This is a genomic window from Lentzea roselyniae, assembly GCF_039537795.1.
In the GTDB taxonomy this organism is placed as follows: Bacteria; Actinomycetota; Actinomycetes; order Mycobacteriales; family Pseudonocardiaceae; genus Lentzea; species Lentzea atacamensis.
This window is the reverse complement of record NZ_BAABBE010000011.1, coordinates 175,808-192,994: the sequence shown is the minus strand read 5'-3', so window position 1 is coordinate 192,994 and position 17,187 is coordinate 175,808. Positions and strand designations below refer to the sequence as shown.

Here is a 17,187-nt window from a genome sequence, read left to right as displayed (position 1 = left end):
CTAACAGGTCCTTTACGTAAACGTGTCGCCAACACCACTTCAGAGACGGACGGGGTACACCGGCTCCGGCACCTTCGGGCTGATCCGCCCCTCGACGAAGATCCCGTGCCAGATCATGAAGCACAGCACCGACCACAGCTGCCGGCTGCGGTCGAACTGCTCCGACTTGTGCTCGTCGAGCAACGCGTACACCGCGTTCTTGTCCAGCAGGTGCCCGGTCTGCGAGTCGGCGATGACCCCGCGCGCCCAGTCGTACATCTCAGCCCGCAACCAGTGCCGGATCGGCACGGGGAAGCCCAGCTTGGGCCGGTTGAGCACGTGCGGCGGAATGATCTTCGACAACGCCTTCCGCAGCGCGTACTTGGTGGTCCCCTCGGTGAGCTTCTGGTCGAGCGGCACCTCGGCCGCGACCTTGAAGACCTCCGGGTCCAGGAACGGCACCCGCAGCTCGATCGAGTTGGCCATGGTCACCTTGTCGGCCTTGACCAGGATGTCCCCGCGCAGCCAGGTGAAGAGGTCGATGTGCTGCATCCGCGCGACCGGGTCCCAGCCCTCGGACTCCCGGTACCAGGGCGCCGTGACGTCCTGGAAACCGATCCCCTCGACGTAGCCGGGGAACACCGCCCGCACCTGGTCGTCGCTGAAGTTGCGAGCGTTGCCGTAGTACCGCTCCTCGAGCCTGAGCGCCCCGCGCCGCAGCAGGTCCTTGCCCCGCACCCCTTCGGGAATGCTCTTGGACACGGCCCCCATCAGTTTGCGCACGCTGCCGGGCACCTTCTCGAACGGCGACAACGACAACGGCTCGTGGTAGATCACGTACCCGCCGAAGAGCTCGTCCGCGCCCTCACCGGACAGCACGGCCTTGACGTACTTGCGCGCCTCACGAGCGATGAACCACAACGGCACCAACGCCGGGTCCGCCACCGGGTCGTCGAGGTACCAGATGATCAGCGGCAGCTCTTCCATCATCTCGTCCGGCGACACCGTCCTCACGACGTGCCGCACCCCGATCGCCGCCGCGGTCTCCGCGGCGACGTCCACCTCTGAGTACCCCTGCCGGTCGAACCCGCTGGTGAACGCGATGAGGTTCGGGTTGTGCTGCTTGGCCAGCGTCGCCGTGGCCGTCGAGTCGATGCCACCCGACAGGAACGCCCCGACCGTGACGTCCGGGTCCGAGATCATGTGCTTGGCCACCGAGTCGCGCATGACGTCGGCGATCCGCTCGTGCAACGCCTCGGCCTCAGCGTCGCTGTTGACCGGCCGCGGCGAGAACACCGGCTTGAAGTACCGGTTGAACAGCACCTGCCCACCCGGCGTGAGCCTGAACGACGTCCCGGACTCCACCCGCCGGATCGCCTTGTGCAGCGACTCGGGCTCCGGCACGTACTGCAACACCAGGTAGTGCTGCAGCGCCGTCCGGTCGAGCTCCTGGCTGATCCCGAGCACCCCGGTCAGCTGCAGCAAACTCTTCTTCTCCGAGGAGAACGCCACCCCGCCAGGCCCTGCCGCCCAGAACAACGGCTTGATGCCGAACGGATCCCGCGCCCCGAAGACCACCCGCTCCTGCGCGTCCCAGATCATGAAGGCGAACATCCCGCGAAGCCGCTTGACCCAGTCAGCCCCGTGGTAGTGGTACCCGGCGACGATCGACTCGCCGTCACCCTGCGTCTTGAACTGCGCCCCGAACTCCCGCGCCAGCTGAGCCCGCAGCTCCAGGTAGTTGTAGATCTCCCCGTTGAAGTTCAACGTGTAGCGGGTCGGGTTCTCCGGCGGCCCCCAGACCAGCGGCTGGTGGGAGTGGTCCAGGTCGATGAACCCGAGCCGGTTGAACCCGTAGACGACCTCGGCGTCAGCCCAGGTGTCCTGCTCGTCGGGCCCGCGGTGCCGCTGGCAACGCAGCGCCGCAGCAACCGAGCCGCGCGCGGAGGCCGCAGCGGCCTCGGTGGAACAGATGAGTCCGAGCACTCCGCACACGTGAAATCGCACCTCGTAGCTAGCTGTGTCCGAAAACCCAGTATGCCCGTGCCGAATTCGGGCACTGAGACACCCTGAGGACGCACGAGGCCCGAGCGGGGTTGAGCTAACCGCGCGAAGCGAGCTGACCCACCACGAACCAGCGGCCCTCGAACACAGCAAAAGGGCGCCTCCCGCCCACAGGAGACGCCCCTCGCGCAAAAGCCTCGACTACCTAGGGAGCAACCCGCTCAACCTGCCACCCGTCCCGCCCCAGCCGGAACCGCAGCCGGTCGTGCATCCGATCCCGCCGCCCCTGCCAGAACTCGACCTCCTCAGGCCGGATCCGCCACCCACCCCAGTGCGGCGGCACAGGAATCTTCTCCGTGTCCGCGAACTGCCGCTCGATCTTGTGCAGCGCCGAATCCAAAGTGGATCGCCCAGCTACTACTCGAGACTGCGGCGACGCCCAGGCCCCGATCTGCGACCCACGAGGCCGCGAGTTCCAGTACTCGGCGGTCTCCACGGGCCCGACCTTCTCCACGACCCCGCGCACGTGCGCCTGCCGCTGCATCGCGAACCACGGGAAGGTCGCCGACGCGTACCGCGTGGCCATCAGGTCGTGCGACTTGTTCGACGTGTAGTTGGTGAAGAACACGAGCCCGCGCTCATCGAGCCCCTTGGCGAGCACCGTCCGCGACGACGGCCGCCCCTTCACATCGGTGGTCGCGAGCACCATCGCGTTCGGCTCCGGGAGCCCCGCGCGGGTGGCTTCGTCGAGCCACAGCTGAAGTTGTTCGTTCCAGGTGGCGGAAAGCTCCGACTCGCTCAGCGAGCCCTGCTCGTACGACACGCGCATCGCCGGTAGCGCGATGTTCGTGATCTCCGTCATCGGCGAACCTCCAAGCAGCGGCAGAACTCGTGGTCCCTGGCCCCGCGACCATACGCACGGCGAACGAATCCCGAAACCGCCTGCGCGGTGATGGCCACCACCTGAACGGTGACTGTCCGTAGAAAGAACGGTTCTGGATCGAGACCGTGATCGAGTCAGATGGCATCGAGCACACGTGTGACCGTCACCACGTCATCACCCAAGGCGGTGGCAAGGGTTCCGCCCGCTGCCAACGGAACGACGTTCCACCACTCACCGCCATCGGACGCTCGCGGCACCGCGTCCAACATCAACGACGTGCCGACGACCCGCTTGCCCGCCAGCCCGGCGGCGGACGAGTCGATCGACGGCGTGCCGACGACGAGCTGTTGGTGCAACAACGGCTTGCCGCAACGGGTTGCGCGCACCGAGGTCGACAGCGTGCCGGCGGACTCGCCCACCCGGCCGAGGACGAGGACCTCGCGCAGCAGCAACTCTGCGTGACCGTCCAATTCAGCCTCCACCACTGCGACGTGGTGGGCACGGCTCGTCACCACGGTCGGCTCCGGCACGTACCGGACGGAGCCCTCCACCGAGAACCGCAGCACCGATGAGGAGGGCAGGCCGGTCGGGCCGGGCAGCATCAGGGTCGCCGCCACTCCGCGTAGATCCAGTGAGGCTCCAGGGCCCACCTCGACCGTCAGCTCCAGCGAGTCTCCACCGAGCGGGGACGTCACGGAGCTGACGAGGTGCACCAGAGCGACCGGACCCACGCGTCGCGCCGGCACCAACGTCAACGGTGACTGCGAGCGCAGGACCCGCACGACGCTGTTGCCGTGCGAGTCCAGCCCCACCACCAACCGCGCCGAAGCTTTCACAGCTGGGCCAGCACCCACTTGGCGACCTCGGGCGCCTCCGGCGTCTCCACCAGCGACTGCGCGATGACCGGCAGCTCGCCCCGCATCCGGTGCGCGTCCGAGATCATCACGTCCATGTTCGCGCCGACGAACGGCGCCAGGTCCACCTTGTTGATGACCAGAAGATCTGCCGTCGTCACGCCGGGGCCGCCCTTGCGCGGCACCTTGTCGCCGCCGGCCACGTCGACGACGAAGATCTGCTTGTCGACCAGGCCGCGCGAGAACACCGCCGTCAGGTTGTCGCCGCCGCTCTCGATGATCACCAGGTCCAGCGCGGGGAACTTGTGTTCCAGACGTTCGACGGCGTCGAGGTTCGCGGTGATGTCGTCGCGGATCGCGGTGTGCGGGCAGCACCCGGTCTGCACGGCCTCGATGCGCGCCGGGTCCAGCACGCCCGCCCGCCGCAGGAAGTCGGCGTCCTCGGTCGTGTAGATGTCGTTGGTGATGACCGCCAGCGACAGCTGCTCGCCCAGCGCCCGGCACAGCGCGGCGGTCAGCGCGGTCTTGCCGCTGCCGACCGGGCCGCCGATGCCGATGCGCGGCGCGCTGCCGTGGTGGTGATCGTGCGGGTCGGGCCCGTGGTTAGCTCCCAAAGAGACGCACCCCTTCGCGTCGTACGTGGGCCTCGGCCAGCAGGTCCAAGGCAGGTGAACCAAGTGCGGGCAGTTCCTTCACCGCCCGCGAGGCGACGTCCTCCACCGGAAGCGCCGCCACGATCGCGTTGACCCCGAACGGGTCCAGTCCGAGCAACCTCACCGCGGCCGACGCCGGGCCGCTCACCGCGAGATATGCGCACGTCAGCGCGGCCTCGTACGGGTCGCCGACCAGCACTCCGATCACCAGCGGCTGGTGCGGGTCCCTCGACAGCGCGGCAAGCCGCTCAGAAGGCCAGGCCCGCCGAGCCGCCCGCAGCATGCCGCGTCCCTGCGCCCGTGAGGCCTCGCGCTGGGCGGGTGACGGCGTCCGGGCATCCAGCTCCGCGCCCAGCAGCTCCAGGTCCTCGCCCCTGGCCGCCGCGGCCGCGAACCCGGCCGCCAGCAAGCCGGTGGTGAGCAAACGCCCGTGCAGGAACGACTTCAGCGACGGCTCGTCCGTGACCAACCCGCGCGCGGCGGCCTCCTCCAAGCCTCCTGAGTGCACGTGCCCACCACCCGGGAACCGGGAGTCGGCGAGGATCAGCGCGGTCAGCATCAGAACAGGAAGTACCGCTGGGCCATCGGCAGCTCCGCGACCGGCGACGGTTCCACCAGCGAACCGTCGACGTGCACGGCGAAGCTGTCCGGGTCAACGCGCACGTCCGGCATCGCGTCGTTCAGCACCATGTCGGCCTTCGTGACCGACCGGGTGTTGGCGACGGGCAGCACCCGTCGCGCGTACCGATCCGCGATACCGGCCTCGATCGCTTGCGGCGCAACGAAGAACACGCTCGAAGCAGCTCCGGCCGTGGCGCCGAACATCGGCCGCGCCCACACCGGCTGCGGCGTCGGGATCGAGGCGTTCGCGTCACCCATCGCGCCCCAGGCGATGAACCCGCCCTTCAGCACCACGGAAGGCCGCACACCGAAGAACTTGGGCTCCCACAGCACCAGATCGGCGAGCTTCCCGACCTCGACCGAACCGACCTCGGAAGCGATGCCGTGCGCGATCGCCGGGTTGATCGTGTACTTCGCGACGTACCGCTGCGCCCGCAGGTTCGAGTCCATGGAACGCCGGGACGACATGACGTGCGCGGTCTGCCAGGTCCGGATGATCACCTCGCCGACCCTGCCCATCGCCTGCGAGTCGGACGAGATCATCGAGATCGCGCCCATGTCGTGCAGCAGGTCCTCGGCCGCGATCGTGGTCGGCCGGATCCGCGACTCCGCGAATGCCAGATCCTCCGGCACGGACGGGTTGAGGTGGTGGCACACCATCAGCATGTCGAGGTGTTCTTCGAGCGTGTTGACGGTGTGCGGCCGCGTCGGGTTCGTCGACGACGGCAGCACGTTCGGCAGCGAGACCACCCGGATGATGTCCGGCGCGTGTCCGCCACCGGCACCCTCCGAGTGGTAGGCGTTGATCGACCGGCCGGCGATGGCGTCCACAGTGGACTCCAGGAAGCCCGCCTCGTTCAACGTGTCCGTGTGGATCGCGACCTGGACACCGGACTCGTCCGCCACCCGCAGGCACGCGTCGATCGCGGCGGGCGTGGTGCCCCAGTCCTCGTGCAGCTTGAAACCACCCGCGCCACCGGTGAGCTGCTCGCGCAGGCCCTCGACGGAGACGGTGTTCCCCTTGCCCAGCAACAGAACGTTGATCGGCATGTGGTCCATCGACGTCAGCATCCGGTCGAGGTACCAGGCACCGGGCGTCACCGTGGTGGCCTTCGTGCCCTCCGCCGGCCCGGTGCCGCCACCGACCAGCGTCGTGAGCCCGGACGCCAGCGCCTCGTCCACGATCTGCGGGCAGATGAAGTGCACGTGGCAGTCGATGCCGCCCGCGGTCAGGATCTTCCCGTTGCCGGACAGGATCTCCGTCGACGGCCCGATGACCAGATCGGGGTGGACGCCGTCCATCGTGTCCGGATTGCCCGCCTTGCCGATCGCGACGATCCGCCCGTCCCGCACGCCGACGTCGGCCTTGACGACACCCCAGTGGTCGAGGATCACCGCACCCGTGATGACCAGGTCCGGCGCGCCCTCGGCACGGGTCGCGATCCCCTGGCCCATCGACTCGCGGATCACCTTGCCGCCACCGAAGATCACCTCGTCACTCGATCCGGCACCGCGCGAGCGGTCCTCGGTGACCTCGATGAACAGGTCGGTGTCGGCGAGCCGGATCCGGTCGCCCACGGTCGGCCCGAGCAGTTCGGCATAGCGCTCGCGGTCGATCATCGCTGCAACCCCCGGACAATCCTCAAGCCTGCCAACGGAACCAGCGTGACCTCGCGCTCCACACCCGGCTCGAACCGCACCGCGGTGCCCGCGGGGATGTCCAGCCGGTAGCCGAAGGCGGCCTCCCGGTCGAACTCCAGGCCGGTGTTGACCGAGGCGAAGTGGAAGTGCGATCCGACCTGAACGGGCCGGTCGGCGGCGTTCACCACGGTCATCGTGATGCGTGGCCTGCCGGGGTTCAGCTCGACGGGCTCGCCACCGACGATCACCTCACCTGGCGCAGGCCCGGCGGACGGCGCGATCGGGTGGTGCACGGTGACGAGCTTCGTGCCGTCCGGGAACGTCGCCTCGACCTGCACCGAGTCGATCATCTCCGGCACCCCGCGCATGACCTGCTCCGGCGCGAGCACCGTGCGGCCGCTCTCCATGAGCTCGCTGACCGTGCGGCCGTCCCGCGCGCCCTCCAGCACGTGGTCGGTGATCAACGCGACGGCCTCGGGGTAGTTGAGCAGCACCCCGCGTTCGAGCCGGCGCCGGGCCACGTCGGCGGCGACGTGCACGAGGAGCTTGTCGCGTTCATGCGGCGTCAGATGCACCCGGTTGTTCTAACACGCGAAAGCTCGTTATCGCGGAGTGGAAACACGGCCGAAACACGGTCGCGTGTCCATCGACCGGTTGACAGCCGGAGTCAGCGGTGCGGGCGTCCCGCGTTCATGGGGCAAAACCGCAGGATTTACCCCATGAACGCGATTCGAGTGAGGGGCCTGACGAAGGCCTACAAGGGCCACCAGGCGGTGGCAGGGGTGGACCTCGACGTCGCCCGCGGCGAGGTGTTCGCCGTCCTCGGCCCGAACGGGGCCGGCAAGACCACGAGCGTCGAGATCCTGGAGGGCCACCGCGACCGCGACGGCGGCGAGGTCAGCGTGCTCGGCGTGGATCCGGCCAAAGCCGGGCGGGAGTGGCGTTCGCGGCTCGGCATCGTTCTGCAGAGCGCGACGGACGCCGCGACGCTGACCGTGCGCGAGGCCGTGCAGCACTACGCCAGGTACTACGCCGACCCGCGCGACCCGGAGGAGGTCATCGACCTCGTCGGGCTCACCGGGAAGGCCAAGTCCCGCGCCGGCACGTTGTCGGGTGGCCAGCGCCGCCGGCTCGACGTGGCGCTCGGCATCATCGGCCGACCCGAACTGGTGTTCCTCGACGAGCCGACCACGGGCTTCGACCCGCAGGCACGCCGCCAGTTCTGGGGCCTGATCAAGCTGCTGGCGGGCGAGGGCACCACGATCCTGCTGACCACGCACTACCTGGACGAGGCGGAGGCGCTCGCCGATCGCGTGGCCGTGCTCGCGGGCGGCCGGATCGTCGCCGAGGGCACACCGCAGACGCTCAGCGGCCGTGCGCACGCCGACGCGACCGTCCGCTGGCTGTCCGACCGCGGCTACCGGGAAGTCCGCACCTCCGAACCCACCAAGGTGATCGCCGACCTGTCCAGGCACGGCGAGCTCGCCGAACTCACCGTCACCCGCCCGTCGCTGGAAGACGTCTACCTGGAGCTGATCGCATGACGACCGCAGCCGCACTGCCATCGACGCTGTCGCTCGGTCTCTCAAGGGGTGCGACCGAGCTGCGGGAGTTCTTCCGGCAGAAGGAAAATCTCATCTTCACGGTGTCGCTGCCGGCAATCCTGATGCTGCTGCTCGGCACCGTTCACGTGCACGAGGCCGCAGAGGGCCAGATGTTCGCCGCCAGCATGATCGGCGCCGGCATCATCTCCACGTCGTTCGTCGGGCTCGGCATGAGCGTCGTGGCCGACCGCGAGGACGGCACGTTGAAGCGCCTGCGCGGCACGCCGATGCCGTTCACGTCCTACTTCATCGGCAAGATCGTCCTGGTCTTCGTGTCCAGCCTGTTCGAAGCCGTGCTGCTGCTGGTCGTCGCGATGCTGCGGTTCGACGTGGAACTGCCTTCCACCGCCGAGAAGTGGTTCACGTTCGGCTGGGTGTTCGTGCTCGGCGTGATCTCGTGCTCGCTGATCGGTGTCGCGCTGAGCTCGATCGCGAAGTCCACCCGCAACGCGTCAGGCGTGCTGAACCTGCCGTACATCGTGCTGCAGTTCCTGTCCGGTGTTTTCATCAGCCTGTCGGCGCTGCCGGAGTCCCTGCGCGTGACGGGTTCGCTCTTCCCGCTCAAGTGGGTGTGTCAGGGTTTCCGCTCGGTGTTCGCACTGGACGACGGCTACGCGGTCATGGAGGCGGCGGGATCATGGGAGCTCGGCAGGATCGCGCTGGTGCTCGGGGCGTGGACGATCGCGGGACTGGTGCTGGTCAGCCGGACCTTCAAGTGGAGCAACACCAGCCGCTGATCACCTGGTACGTGCTCTTCGCGATCACCCAGGCGACCGCGCTCGCACTCGTCCTGATCGACGACAACACCCTCGCCGACCGCCTGTCGGCGGCGGGGTTGTTGTGTTTGAACGGCCTGTGGTTCGTGTTCTACGGCCGGAAACTGGTGCAGCGCGAGGACGGCAACTGGCAGGGTCTCGTCTACGCGGCCGGTTCGCTCGCCACCTTCGCGCCCGCGGTCTGGTTCAGCGGCAACGCCACGTTCGCTCTGTTCGGCCTGGTCCCGCAGATCTACATGGTGCTGCCGGTCACGTGGGCGTTCTACCCGATGGCGCTGTTCGTGTTCACGCCGCAGCTCCTGACCTGGTTCGCCGGTGCGGTGCCCGCGCTGTCGTGGCCGGCCGCGCTGATCATCATCGGCTTCTCCCAGGCATTCGGATGGGCGGTCAGCCGGATCGCGCAGCAGAACCAGCAGCGCGGCGAACTGCTGCAACGCATCGAGGCGCTGACGCTGGAGGCCGAGCGGGCGCGGTGGGCCGCCGAGATTCACGACACTTTGGCGCAGGGCTTCACGTCGATCATCACGCTGCTGCAGGGCGCACAGCCGAACGTCGAGCTGGCGCTGCAGACCGCGCGGGAGAACCTCCGTGAGGCACGGGCGCTGGTGGCTTCCAACGCACCATCTCCTTTGGACGGTTCCTCGTTGGAGGACGCGTTGCGGCGGCTGGTCTCCGGGGCTGCTCTGCCGTCTTCGTTCCGGGTGATCGGGGATGCCGCCGGACTGCCGACATCGGTCGAGGTCGTGCTGCTGCGAACCGTGCAGGAGGCGTTGAACAACGTGGCACGACACTCGGGTGCCTCGCGGGTCGACGTCGTGCTGAGGTTCGACGAGGACTGCGTCTCGCTGGAAGTGCGGGACGACGGCCGCGGGTTCGGCGACGCGCCGGAGGGCTTCGGGTTGAGGGGCATGCGTGCCCGGCTGGAACAGGTGGGTGGGACGCTCTCGTTGTCGAGCGATGAGGGGGCGTCGGTGCTGGTGGAGGTACCGCTGTGATCAGGATTCTGCTGGTGGACGACCACCCGGTGGTCCGCCAGGGCCTGCGGGGGATGCTCGTGGCGGACGATCTGGAGGTCGTCGGCGAGGCGGGCTCGGGTCAGGAGGCCATCACGCAGGCCGCCGCGTTGCAGCCGGACGTCGTGCTCATGGACCTGCGGATGCCAGAGATGGACGGGGCGACGGCGACGTCGAAGATCGTCGGGACCGGGCCGCGGGTGCTGGTGCTCACCACGTACGAAACCGATTCGGACATTCTTCGCGCGGTCGAGGCCGGGGCGTCCGGGTACCTGCTCAAGGACTCGACGACCGAGGACCTCATCGCCGCGATCCGGGCGGCGGCACGTGGGGAGACGGTGCTCGCGCCGTCGATGGTCGCGAAGGTCGTCGGGCAGGTGCGGACACCGCCGCTGTCCGCGCGGGAGACCGAGGTGTTGCGACTGGTGGCGAAGGGTATGTCCAACGTCGAGATCGGACGGACGTTGTTCATCTCGGAGGCGACCGTGAAGACTCACCTGCTGAGGGTGTTCAACAAACTGGGCGTGTCCGACCGCACCGCGGCGGTGACGACCGCCATGGATCGGGGCATGTTGCAGTGACCCAGGACACCCGGCTGACATCTCCCGGCCACCCGCCTGCAACACTGTGAACTCCGGCAACGGCGCCGGTCAGGTCCCTTCAGCTCGTCAATCCGCCCCGGAGGCGTGACCACATGACCCAGACCGCCGATCCGACCACGTTGGTGCTTCCCGCCGAGCTCAAGCCGTCCGACGGCCGCTTCGGCTGTGGACCGTCCAAGGTGCGGCCCGAGGCCGTCGCCGCCCTCGCGTCCGAGGGTGCGGCGCTGCTCGGCACGTCTCACCGGCAGAAGCCCGTCAAGAACCTCGTCGGCCGCGTCCGGTCCGGGCTGCGTGAGCTCTTCGGGCTGCCCGAGGGCTACGAGGTCGTGCTCGGCAACGGTGGCACCACGGCGTTCTGGGACGCGGCCTCGTTCGGACTGGTCCGCGAGACCGCCCAGCACTTCACCAACGGTGAGTTCTCGTCCAAGTTCGCCAAGGTAACGCAGACCGCGCCGTTCCTGAAGGACTCGCTGGTCACCAAGGCCGAGCCGGGCACCGCGCCCGAGCTCTTCTACGCCGCGGGCGCCGACCTGGTCGGCTGGGCGCAGAACGAGACCTCCACGGGTGTCGCGATGCCCGTGCTCCGGCCGGAGGGGTCGGAGAACGCGCTCATCGCCATCGACGCCACGTCGGGCGCGGGTGGTCTGCCGGTCAAGGCCGAGGACTTCGACGTCTACTACTTCGCGCCGCAGAAGTCGTTCGCCTCGGACGGCGGCCTGTGGATCGCGCTGATGTCGCCCAAGGCCCTGGAGCGCGTCGACGAGCTCAAGGACCGCTGGGTGCCGGAGTTCCTGTCGCTGCCGACGGCGCTCGACAACTCCACCAAGGACCAGACGTACAACACGCCGTCGATCGCCACGCTCTTCCTGCTGGCCGAGCAGATCGACTGGATCAACGGCAACGGTGGCCTGGACTGGTCGGTCAGCCGCACCAAGGACTCCAGCAGCCGCCTGTACGACTGGGCCGAGAAGACCGCCTACACGACGCCGTACGTGGAGAAGGCCGCTGACCGCTCGCAGGTCGTCGGCACGATCAACTTCAACGACGACGTCGACGCGGCGACCGTGGCGAAGGTGTTGCGCGCCAACGGCATCGTCGACGTCGAGCCGTACCGCAAGCTCGGCAAGAACCAGCTGCGGGTCGCGATGTTCCCGGCCATCGAGCCGAACGACATCACGATCCTCACGCAGGCCGTCGACTGGGTCGTCGGCCAGCTCTGAGAAGCGCAACCTGGGGTGCACCGCGAGACTTCTCGGTGCACCCCAGGGCTTTCAGGCAAGCGCTTCGGTCGGCGACTGGCGGGCCGCCCGGACCGCCGGGTAGACGCCGGCGATGGCGCCGATGGCCATGGCCGCGCCCACTCCCCCGAGCAGGGCGGGCCACGGCAGTGCCGCCGGCCACTTCTGGCTGATCGCGTAACCAGCCGTGACCGCGATCCCGACGACCACCCCTACGAGGCCGCCGAGGCCGGACAACAGCACCGACTCGGTGAGGAACTGCCATCTGATCTGCCGCCGGGTCGCCCCGAGCGCCCGCCGCAGACCGATCTCCCTGCGCCGTTCCAGCACCGAGATCACCATCGTGTTCGCCACGCCGACGCCACCCACCAACAACGCGACCCCGCCCAGTCCCAGGAAGAGCGCGTTGTAGCTGTTCTCCGCGATCTGCTGCGCGGCCAGCGCGTCGGACGGCCGCGACACCTTCACCTCGTTGGACTGCTGAGGGTTCAGCGTCGGGCCGAGCAGCTTGCGGACCTCGTCGACCTGGTCCTTGTCGGTCCGCACGTACACGGTGCTCGGGCTGCCGTCGAAGCCGAACACCTCCTTCGCCGCCTCCCAGCCGATCAGCGCGGCCCTGTCGATCTCGGGCGAGAGCGGCAGCGGCGCGAGGATCCCGACGACGCTGAACCACTGCCCGTCGATCCACACCTGCGTGCCGACGCGTTCGATGCCCAGACGCGAGGCGGCGGTCGAGCCGAGCACGATGGACTTCTCGCCGGGCTGCAGCCACCGGCCCCTGTCGACCTTGGCGTCGAGCACCTTCAGCAGGTCCTGGTCCGCCGCGGCCACCCGCAGGCCCAGCGTGTCACTGGACGGCACGTGGTCGGTCTTGCGCACGTTCGCCGAGATGGAGCCGGTGCCGCTGGCGGCTGTGACCGCGCCGATCCTGCGAGCCATCGGCACCGCGGTCTCCGGCAGCTTGGCGTCGCTGCCGCCGAACGTCTGGCCGGGCGCCGCGGTCAGCAGGTTGGTGCCGAGCGTGTTGAGCTTGTCCCTCAACGCCTGCGCGCTCGACGCCGGGATGCCGATCACGGCGACCAGTGCGGCGATGCCGATCGCGATGCCCAGCGCGGACAGCACCGCGCGCATCGGGCGGGTGCGCATCCCGAAGAAGCCGAGGCGCAGCAGGTCGATCACACGATCACCCCGTCGCGGACTTCGATGCGTCGTGGCGCCCGTGCGGCGACGTCGCGGTCGTGCGTGATCAGCACGACTGTGGTGCCGTCGTTGTTCAAGCCCTCCAACAGTTCCAGCACACCGGCACCGTTGCGCGTGTCCAGGTTTCCGGTCGGCTCGTCGGCCAGCAGGATCCCTGGCGTGTTCACGACCGCGCGAGCGATGGCGACGCGCTGACGTTCACCACCGGACAACTCGTGCGGCTTGTGCAGTGCGCGGTGGATCAGCCCGACTCTGTCCAAAGCGGACATCGCGAGGGCACGTCTCTTGTGCCGCGGCACGCCCGCGTAGACCAGGCCCGCGGCGACGTTCTCGATCGCCGACAGGCCGTCGGTGAGGAAGAACTGCTGGAACACGAAGCCGATCGTGCGTGCCCGCAAGGCCGACAAGTCGTTGTCCGACAACGAGGAGACGTCGTTCCCATCAATCTCGACGCGGCCCGTGGTCGGCTTGTCCAGCGTGCCCATCAGGTGCAGCAGCGTGGACTTGCCGGAGCCGGACGGGCCGACGATCGCGAGCATCTCGCCGCCCCCGACGTTCAGCGACACGTCCCGCAACGCCTGCACGCCACCCGGATACGTCCGGCTCGCGTGGTCGATCGTGATCACTCGGTGGTCACCACCTTCATGCCCTCGCGCAGACCGTCGCCGCTGACCTCGACCTGGCCCTTGGCGAACAGGCCGACGGTGACCTTGATGATCTTGCGATCCTCGGTCTCCACGCCGTAGCCGCCCTCGGACAACGCGAGCAGCGCGCCGATCGGCACCGCGAGCACGTTCTGCTTCTTGCCGACCGTGAAGACGGTCGAGACCGTGGCCGAGTCGACGCCCTCCGCGGCGGCCGCGTCGTCGACCGAGATGGTCAGCACCAGCTTCGCCTTCTGGTCCATGCCGTTGCCCGCTGTCTTGGTGACGGACTGGATGGTGCCGGTGGTGGGCTTGCCGCCGGGGATCGACAGCTCGACCTTCTCGCCGACCTTCGCGAGGCGCTGCTTGTTGGTGTCGAGTTCGACGGTCACCGCGCGCTCGGTGCCGGTCACCTTCATCACCTCACCGCCAGCGGGCGCGCCGAGCTGCGCGACCAGCGACGACACCCGGATCGCGCCCGGTTGCACGACGACGTCGCCCTGGCCGAGCTTTCCGTTCTGCTCCAGGCCGTTCGCCTTCTGCCACTTCTTGATGGCGGCGGCGGTGTAGGAGGTGAACTTCTCGTCGGGGGCGCCGAAGTCCTTGAACCCCAGGGCCGACAGGTTCTCTTCGACGACCTTGACGTCGGGTCCGTTCGGCATGCCCGCTTCCAGGTCGCGGTAGAGCGGCAGCGATCCGTAGAACAACGGCACAGGCTTCGCGTCTGCCGAGTACACCGCCTTGCCGCGGTCGATGACCGCGCCCTGGTCGGGCAGACCCGTGATGGTGCCTCCTTTGCGACCGGCCAGCGCTCGTTCCGCGCCGTAGCCGAGCTGCCCGGAGATGGACTGCTGGTCGGCGAGGTTCGTCTTCTTCACCGGAGCCGTCTTGACCGGATCCGACTTGGGAGGCTCTGCGTTCGCCTGGCTCGACGCGACTCTGGTGAGCACCACGACCCCACCCGTGCCGAGCAGGACGGCCGCGATGATCGCGGTGATGACGACCTTCCGCTTCACTTGCCCTCCTCCGGCGCGGTCGCCATCTGGATGTTCAGGCCGCAGTCCTTCATGTCCTGCTTGACCTTCTCGTCCTCCATGTCCGGCAGCTCGATCGCCTGTCCCTTGGCGTTGCCGTCGAACTGCGGGTCAGGCCAGTTGTGGCCCTTGTCCCGCATGCACTTCGCCTGCTGGCGCATCTTGTCCTGCTCCTCCGGTGACGGAGGCTTGAACTCGCCGCCGTTGGGCAGATGCTGCTTGCAGGCGTTGTGCGCGGCCTCGAACTTGCTCGCCTGCCCGTCGGAGCCGGCGTCCTCGGCCGGTGCCGCGCGCATCACGACACCGCCCTTGCCGTTGTCCTCGGGGTCGGGCATGTCGACACCGTTGTCCCGCATGCACTGGGCGAACTTGACCATGTCGCCCGTGTCGTCCTTCTTGGCGTTGCCGTTGTCCTGCTTGCTGCCACAGGCGACGAGCGCCAGCAGCACGGCGATCAGCACTGGGATGGTTTTCTTCACGGCGACAGGTCTACGGAGGGCGTCATTCGACGGCGTTAAGCGAAAGCCTTTATCCGGCGCTTATCCCCGGCACGCGGAAAATAGGTGTCATGCGTGTGCTGGTGGTCGAGGACGAACAGCTGCTCGCGGACACGATCGCCGAGGGACTGCGCCGGTTCTCGATGGCGGTCGACGTCTGTTACGACGGCGAAGCGGCGTTGGAGCGGGTGGGGGTGCACGCGTACGACGTCGTCGTGCTCGACCGCGACCTGCCTCTCGTGCACGGCGACGAGGTGTGCAAGGCGGTTCACTCGACCGGCGGCGAGGCACGGGTGCTGATGCTCACGGCGGCGGCCGAAGTGGACGACCGGGTCACCGGGCTCGGACTCGGTGCGGACGACTACCTGACCAAGCCGTTCGCGTTCGCCGAGCTCGTGGCGCGCGTGCAGGCGCTGGGCCGCCGGGCTCGACCGGCCCTGCCGCCGGTGCTCGAACGGGCGGGCGTCACGCTGGACGTGCCCCGGCACCAGGCGTCGCGGGACGGGAAGTTCCTGCCGCTCTCGCCCAAGGAGTTCGCCGTGCTGGAGGTGCTGATGCGGGCGGAGGGCAACGTGGTGAGCGCCGAGGAGCTGCTGGAGAAGGCCTGGGACGAGCACGCCGACCCGTTCACGAACGCCGTGCGGGTGGCGGTGATGACGCTGCGCCGCAAGCTGGGCGCGCCGCAGGTCATCGAGACGGTGCCCGGTGCCGGCTACCGGTTCGGCTCGTGACGCTGAGGACCAGGCTGACGGCCTGGTACGCCGGGGTGTTCCTGATCGCGGGCGTCGCGCTGATCGGGCTCAACTACTTCCTGCTGGCCGAGTGGATGCCGGTCGACGGCAGCGTCGCGGTGACACGGGCGCTTCCGATCGACCCGTACACGGGCCACGTGGTGGTGGAGGCGGCGCAACTGCCCGGCGACACCCAGGTGATCACCGGCGACCAGTTCAAGATGGCCACGATGAGCACCGTCCTGTGGCAGTCGATCATCGCGCTGCTCGTGGCCGCGGTGCTCGCCGTCTGGCTCGGCTGGGTGGTGGCCGGCCGGGTGCTGGCGCCGTTGCACTCGATCACCACGACCGCGCACCGGCTGGAGGCGGAACGGCTGGACCAGCGGATCGAGCTGGAGGGGCCGCAGGACGAGCTCAAGGAGCTCGCGGACACGTTCGACGGGATGCTCGACCGGCTCGCGTCGTCGTTCGACAGCCAGAAGCGGTTCGTCGCGAACGCGTCACACGAGCTGCGCACGCCACTGGCCGTGCAACGGACGTTGATCGAGGTGGCGCTGGCCGATCCCGGCGCCTCGGACGACATGCGCCGTCTCGGAGCGCACCTGCTCGACACGAACGAGCGAAGCGAGAAGCTCATCGACGGGTTGTTGCTGCTCGCACGCAGTGATCGCGGCCTGGCCACCCGGGAGCTGGTCTGGCTGGACGAGACGATCGAGGACGAGGTCGAGTCGTGCGCCTCGCTGGCGGCTGCGAAGGAAGTCACCTTCGACGTGTCGGTGCGGCCGTATCTGGTCGAGGGCGATCCCGTGCTGCTCGCGCAGCTGGTCGGCAACCTGCTGCGCAACGCCGTGCTCTACAACAAACCTGGCGGGACCGTGTCGGTCCGTCTTGATCGAGAACTCGTCGTCTCGAACACCGGGCCGACCGTGCCCGCGGAGGCCGTGCCCGCCCTGTTCGAACCGTTCCGGCGGCTGCGCGACCGCACCGGGACCGCCGGATCTGGCCTCGGTCTGTCGATCGTGCAGTCCGTGGCGCGGGCGCATCAGGGGTCGGTGAAGGCTCGTCCGAACGGGGGAGGCGGCCTGGTGGTCCAGGTGAACCTTCCGGAAACGAACGTGCGACAGCCCTCGTGAACTGGCAAGATCACGTTGAGATATCGGCGCGCCTCCCGCCCCCGGGTGGCTCGTTGTCCTAACGTTGTCTGCTGGCGAGG

General features: G+C 68.6%; 18 protein-coding genes. 7 read left to right on the top strand and 11 right to left on the bottom strand.

Annotation, left to right across the window (positions count from 1 at the left end; all coding sequences use genetic code 11):
- Positions 1–39: 39 nt before the first annotated feature.
- The 7 genes from asnB to ABFX45_RS21480 all read right to left on the bottom strand — a co-directional run bounded on the left by asnB (position 40) and on the right by ABFX45_RS21480 (position 7,210).
- The gene (gene asnB, locus ABFX45_RS21510; RefSeq protein ID WP_346131773.1) at positions 40–1,974 is read right to left on the bottom strand and encodes an asparagine synthase (glutamine-hydrolyzing); all 1,935 of its coding nucleotides are present in this window, start codon (positions 1,972–1,974) and stop codon (positions 40–42) included.
- A gap of 214 nt (positions 1,975–2,188) precedes the next feature.
- A complete protein-coding gene (gene pdxH, locus ABFX45_RS21505) occupies positions 2,189–2,845 on the bottom strand; it encodes a pyridoxamine 5'-phosphate oxidase (RefSeq protein WP_109631833.1) in 657 nt (218 codons plus the stop codon).
- A gap of 155 nt (positions 2,846–3,000) precedes the next feature.
- Positions 3,001–3,702 carry an urease accessory protein UreD gene (locus ABFX45_RS21500; RefSeq protein WP_346131772.1) on the bottom strand — a complete coding sequence of 234 codons (702 nt, stop codon included), beginning with the start codon at positions 3,700–3,702 and terminating at the stop codon, positions 3,001–3,003.
- The gene (ureG, locus tag ABFX45_RS21495; RefSeq protein WP_346131771.1) at positions 3,699–4,334 is read right to left on the bottom strand and encodes an urease accessory protein UreG; all 636 of its coding nucleotides are present in this window, start codon (positions 4,332–4,334) and stop codon (positions 3,699–3,701) included. The genes ABFX45_RS21500 and ureG overlap by 4 nt, the downstream gene beginning before the upstream one ends.
- Positions 4,324–4,932 carry an urease accessory protein UreF gene (locus tag ABFX45_RS21490; RefSeq protein ID WP_428834178.1) on the bottom strand — a complete coding sequence of 203 codons (609 nt, stop codon included), beginning with the start codon at positions 4,930–4,932 and terminating at the stop codon, positions 4,324–4,326. The genes ureG and ABFX45_RS21490 overlap by 11 nt, the downstream gene beginning before the upstream one ends.
- Positions 4,932–6,614 (bottom strand): urease subunit alpha, encoded by a 1,683-nt coding sequence (locus ABFX45_RS21485; RefSeq protein ID WP_346131770.1) that lies wholly within the window; start codon positions 6,612–6,614, stop codon positions 4,932–4,934. The genes ABFX45_RS21490 and ABFX45_RS21485 overlap by 1 nt, the downstream gene beginning before the upstream one ends.
- Complete coding sequence (locus ABFX45_RS21480; RefSeq protein WP_109631824.1) at positions 6,611–7,210, bottom strand: urease subunit gamma; 600 nt, start codon at positions 7,208–7,210, stop codon at positions 6,611–6,613. Before ABFX45_RS21480 ends, ABFX45_RS21485 begins: the two co-directional genes overlap by 4 nt.
- A gap of 144 nt (positions 7,211–7,354) precedes the next feature.
- On the opposite strand from ABFX45_RS21480, the gene ABFX45_RS21475 reads away from it, so the two are divergent.
- The 5 genes from ABFX45_RS21475 to serC all read left to right on the top strand — a co-directional run bounded on the left by ABFX45_RS21475 (position 7,355) and on the right by serC (position 11,850).
- Complete coding sequence (locus ABFX45_RS21475) at positions 7,355–8,179, top strand: ABC transporter ATP-binding protein (RefSeq protein WP_109631821.1); 825 nt, start codon at positions 7,355–7,357, stop codon at positions 8,177–8,179.
- Positions 8,176–8,976 carry an ABC transporter permease gene (locus tag ABFX45_RS21470; protein WP_109631818.1) on the top strand — a complete coding sequence of 267 codons (801 nt, stop codon included), beginning with the start codon at positions 8,176–8,178 and terminating at the stop codon, positions 8,974–8,976. The genes ABFX45_RS21475 and ABFX45_RS21470 overlap by 4 nt, the downstream gene beginning before the upstream one ends.
- Positions 8,955–10,010, top strand: coding sequence for a sensor histidine kinase (locus ABFX45_RS21465; RefSeq protein WP_170154738.1), 1,056 nt, complete (start codon positions 8,955–8,957; stop codon positions 10,008–10,010). Before ABFX45_RS21470 ends, ABFX45_RS21465 begins: the two co-directional genes overlap by 22 nt.
- On the top strand, positions 10,007–10,609 hold the full coding sequence (locus ABFX45_RS21460) for a response regulator transcription factor (protein ID WP_109631812.1): 603 nt from the start codon (positions 10,007–10,009) through the stop codon (positions 10,607–10,609). Before ABFX45_RS21465 ends, ABFX45_RS21460 begins: the two co-directional genes overlap by 4 nt.
- A gap of 113 nt (positions 10,610–10,722) precedes the next feature.
- The gene (serC, locus tag ABFX45_RS21455) at positions 10,723–11,850 is read left to right on the top strand and encodes a phosphoserine transaminase (RefSeq protein ID WP_346131769.1); all 1,128 of its coding nucleotides are present in this window, start codon (positions 10,723–10,725) and stop codon (positions 11,848–11,850) included.
- 51 nt (positions 11,851–11,901) lie between these two features.
- On the opposite strand, the gene ABFX45_RS21450 is transcribed toward serC, so the two are convergent.
- From ABFX45_RS21450 to ABFX45_RS21435, 4 genes are read right to left on the bottom strand one after another with little or no spacing between them, the layout of a single operon-like run.
- Positions 11,902–13,014, bottom strand: coding sequence for an ABC transporter permease (locus ABFX45_RS21450; protein ID WP_233439255.1), 1,113 nt, complete (start codon positions 13,012–13,014; stop codon positions 11,902–11,904).
- Positions 13,015–13,043: 29 nt separating this feature from the next.
- Entirely contained in the window at positions 13,044–13,694 is a 651-nt protein-coding gene (locus ABFX45_RS21445; RefSeq protein WP_109631806.1) for an ABC transporter ATP-binding protein, read from the bottom strand.
- On the bottom strand, positions 13,691–14,728 hold the full coding sequence (locus ABFX45_RS21440; protein WP_109631803.1) for a peptidoglycan-binding domain-containing protein: 1,038 nt from the start codon (positions 14,726–14,728) through the stop codon (positions 13,691–13,693). The genes ABFX45_RS21445 and ABFX45_RS21440 overlap by 4 nt, the downstream gene beginning before the upstream one ends.
- Positions 14,725–15,225 carry a hypothetical protein gene (locus ABFX45_RS21435; RefSeq protein WP_112228977.1) on the bottom strand — a complete coding sequence of 167 codons (501 nt, stop codon included), beginning with the start codon at positions 15,223–15,225 and terminating at the stop codon, positions 14,725–14,727. The genes ABFX45_RS21440 and ABFX45_RS21435 overlap by 4 nt, the downstream gene beginning before the upstream one ends.
- Positions 15,226–15,314: 89 nt before the next feature.
- Here ABFX45_RS21435 and ABFX45_RS21430 point away from each other — a divergent pair, with 89 nt between their 5' ends.
- Together ABFX45_RS21430 and ABFX45_RS21425 are read left to right on the top strand one after the other, a co-directional pair.
- Positions 15,315–15,974 carry a response regulator transcription factor gene (locus tag ABFX45_RS21430; RefSeq protein ID WP_109631797.1) on the top strand — a complete coding sequence of 220 codons (660 nt, stop codon included), beginning with the start codon at positions 15,315–15,317 and terminating at the stop codon, positions 15,972–15,974.
- Entirely contained in the window at positions 15,971–17,107 is a 1,137-nt protein-coding gene (locus ABFX45_RS21425; protein WP_112228979.1) for a sensor histidine kinase, read from the top strand. The genes ABFX45_RS21430 and ABFX45_RS21425 overlap by 4 nt, the downstream gene beginning before the upstream one ends.
- Positions 17,108–17,187: the final 80 nt, after the last annotated feature.

Bases quoted from the DNA above. Each gene is read 5' to 3' on its own strand.
- pdxH (WP_109631833.1), bottom strand. From the start codon at position 2,845: ATGACGGAGATCACGAACATCGCGCTACCGGCGATGCGCGTGTCGTAC.
- ABFX45_RS21490 (WP_428834178.1), bottom strand. From the start codon at position 4,932: ATGCTGACCGCGCTGATCCTCGCCGACTCCCGGTTCCCGGGTGGTGGG.
- ABFX45_RS21485 (WP_346131770.1), bottom strand. From the start codon at position 6,614: ATGATCGACCGCGAGCGCTATGCCGAACTGCTCGGGCCGACCGTGGGC.
- ABFX45_RS21475 (WP_109631821.1), top strand. From the start codon at position 7,355: ATGAACGCGATTCGAGTGAGGGGCCTGACGAAGGCCTACAAGGGCCAC.
- ABFX45_RS21470 (WP_109631818.1), top strand. From the start codon at position 8,176: ATGACGACCGCAGCCGCACTGCCATCGACGCTGTCGCTCGGTCTCTCA.
- serC (WP_346131769.1), top strand. From the start codon at position 10,723: ATGACCCAGACCGCCGATCCGACCACGTTGGTGCTTCCCGCCGAGCTC.
- ABFX45_RS21450 (WP_233439255.1), bottom strand. From the start codon at position 13,014: ATGCGCACCCGCCCGATGCGCGCGGTGCTGTCCGCGCTGGGCATCGCG.
- ABFX45_RS21430 (WP_109631797.1), top strand. From the start codon at position 15,315: ATGCGTGTGCTGGTGGTCGAGGACGAACAGCTGCTCGCGGACACGATC.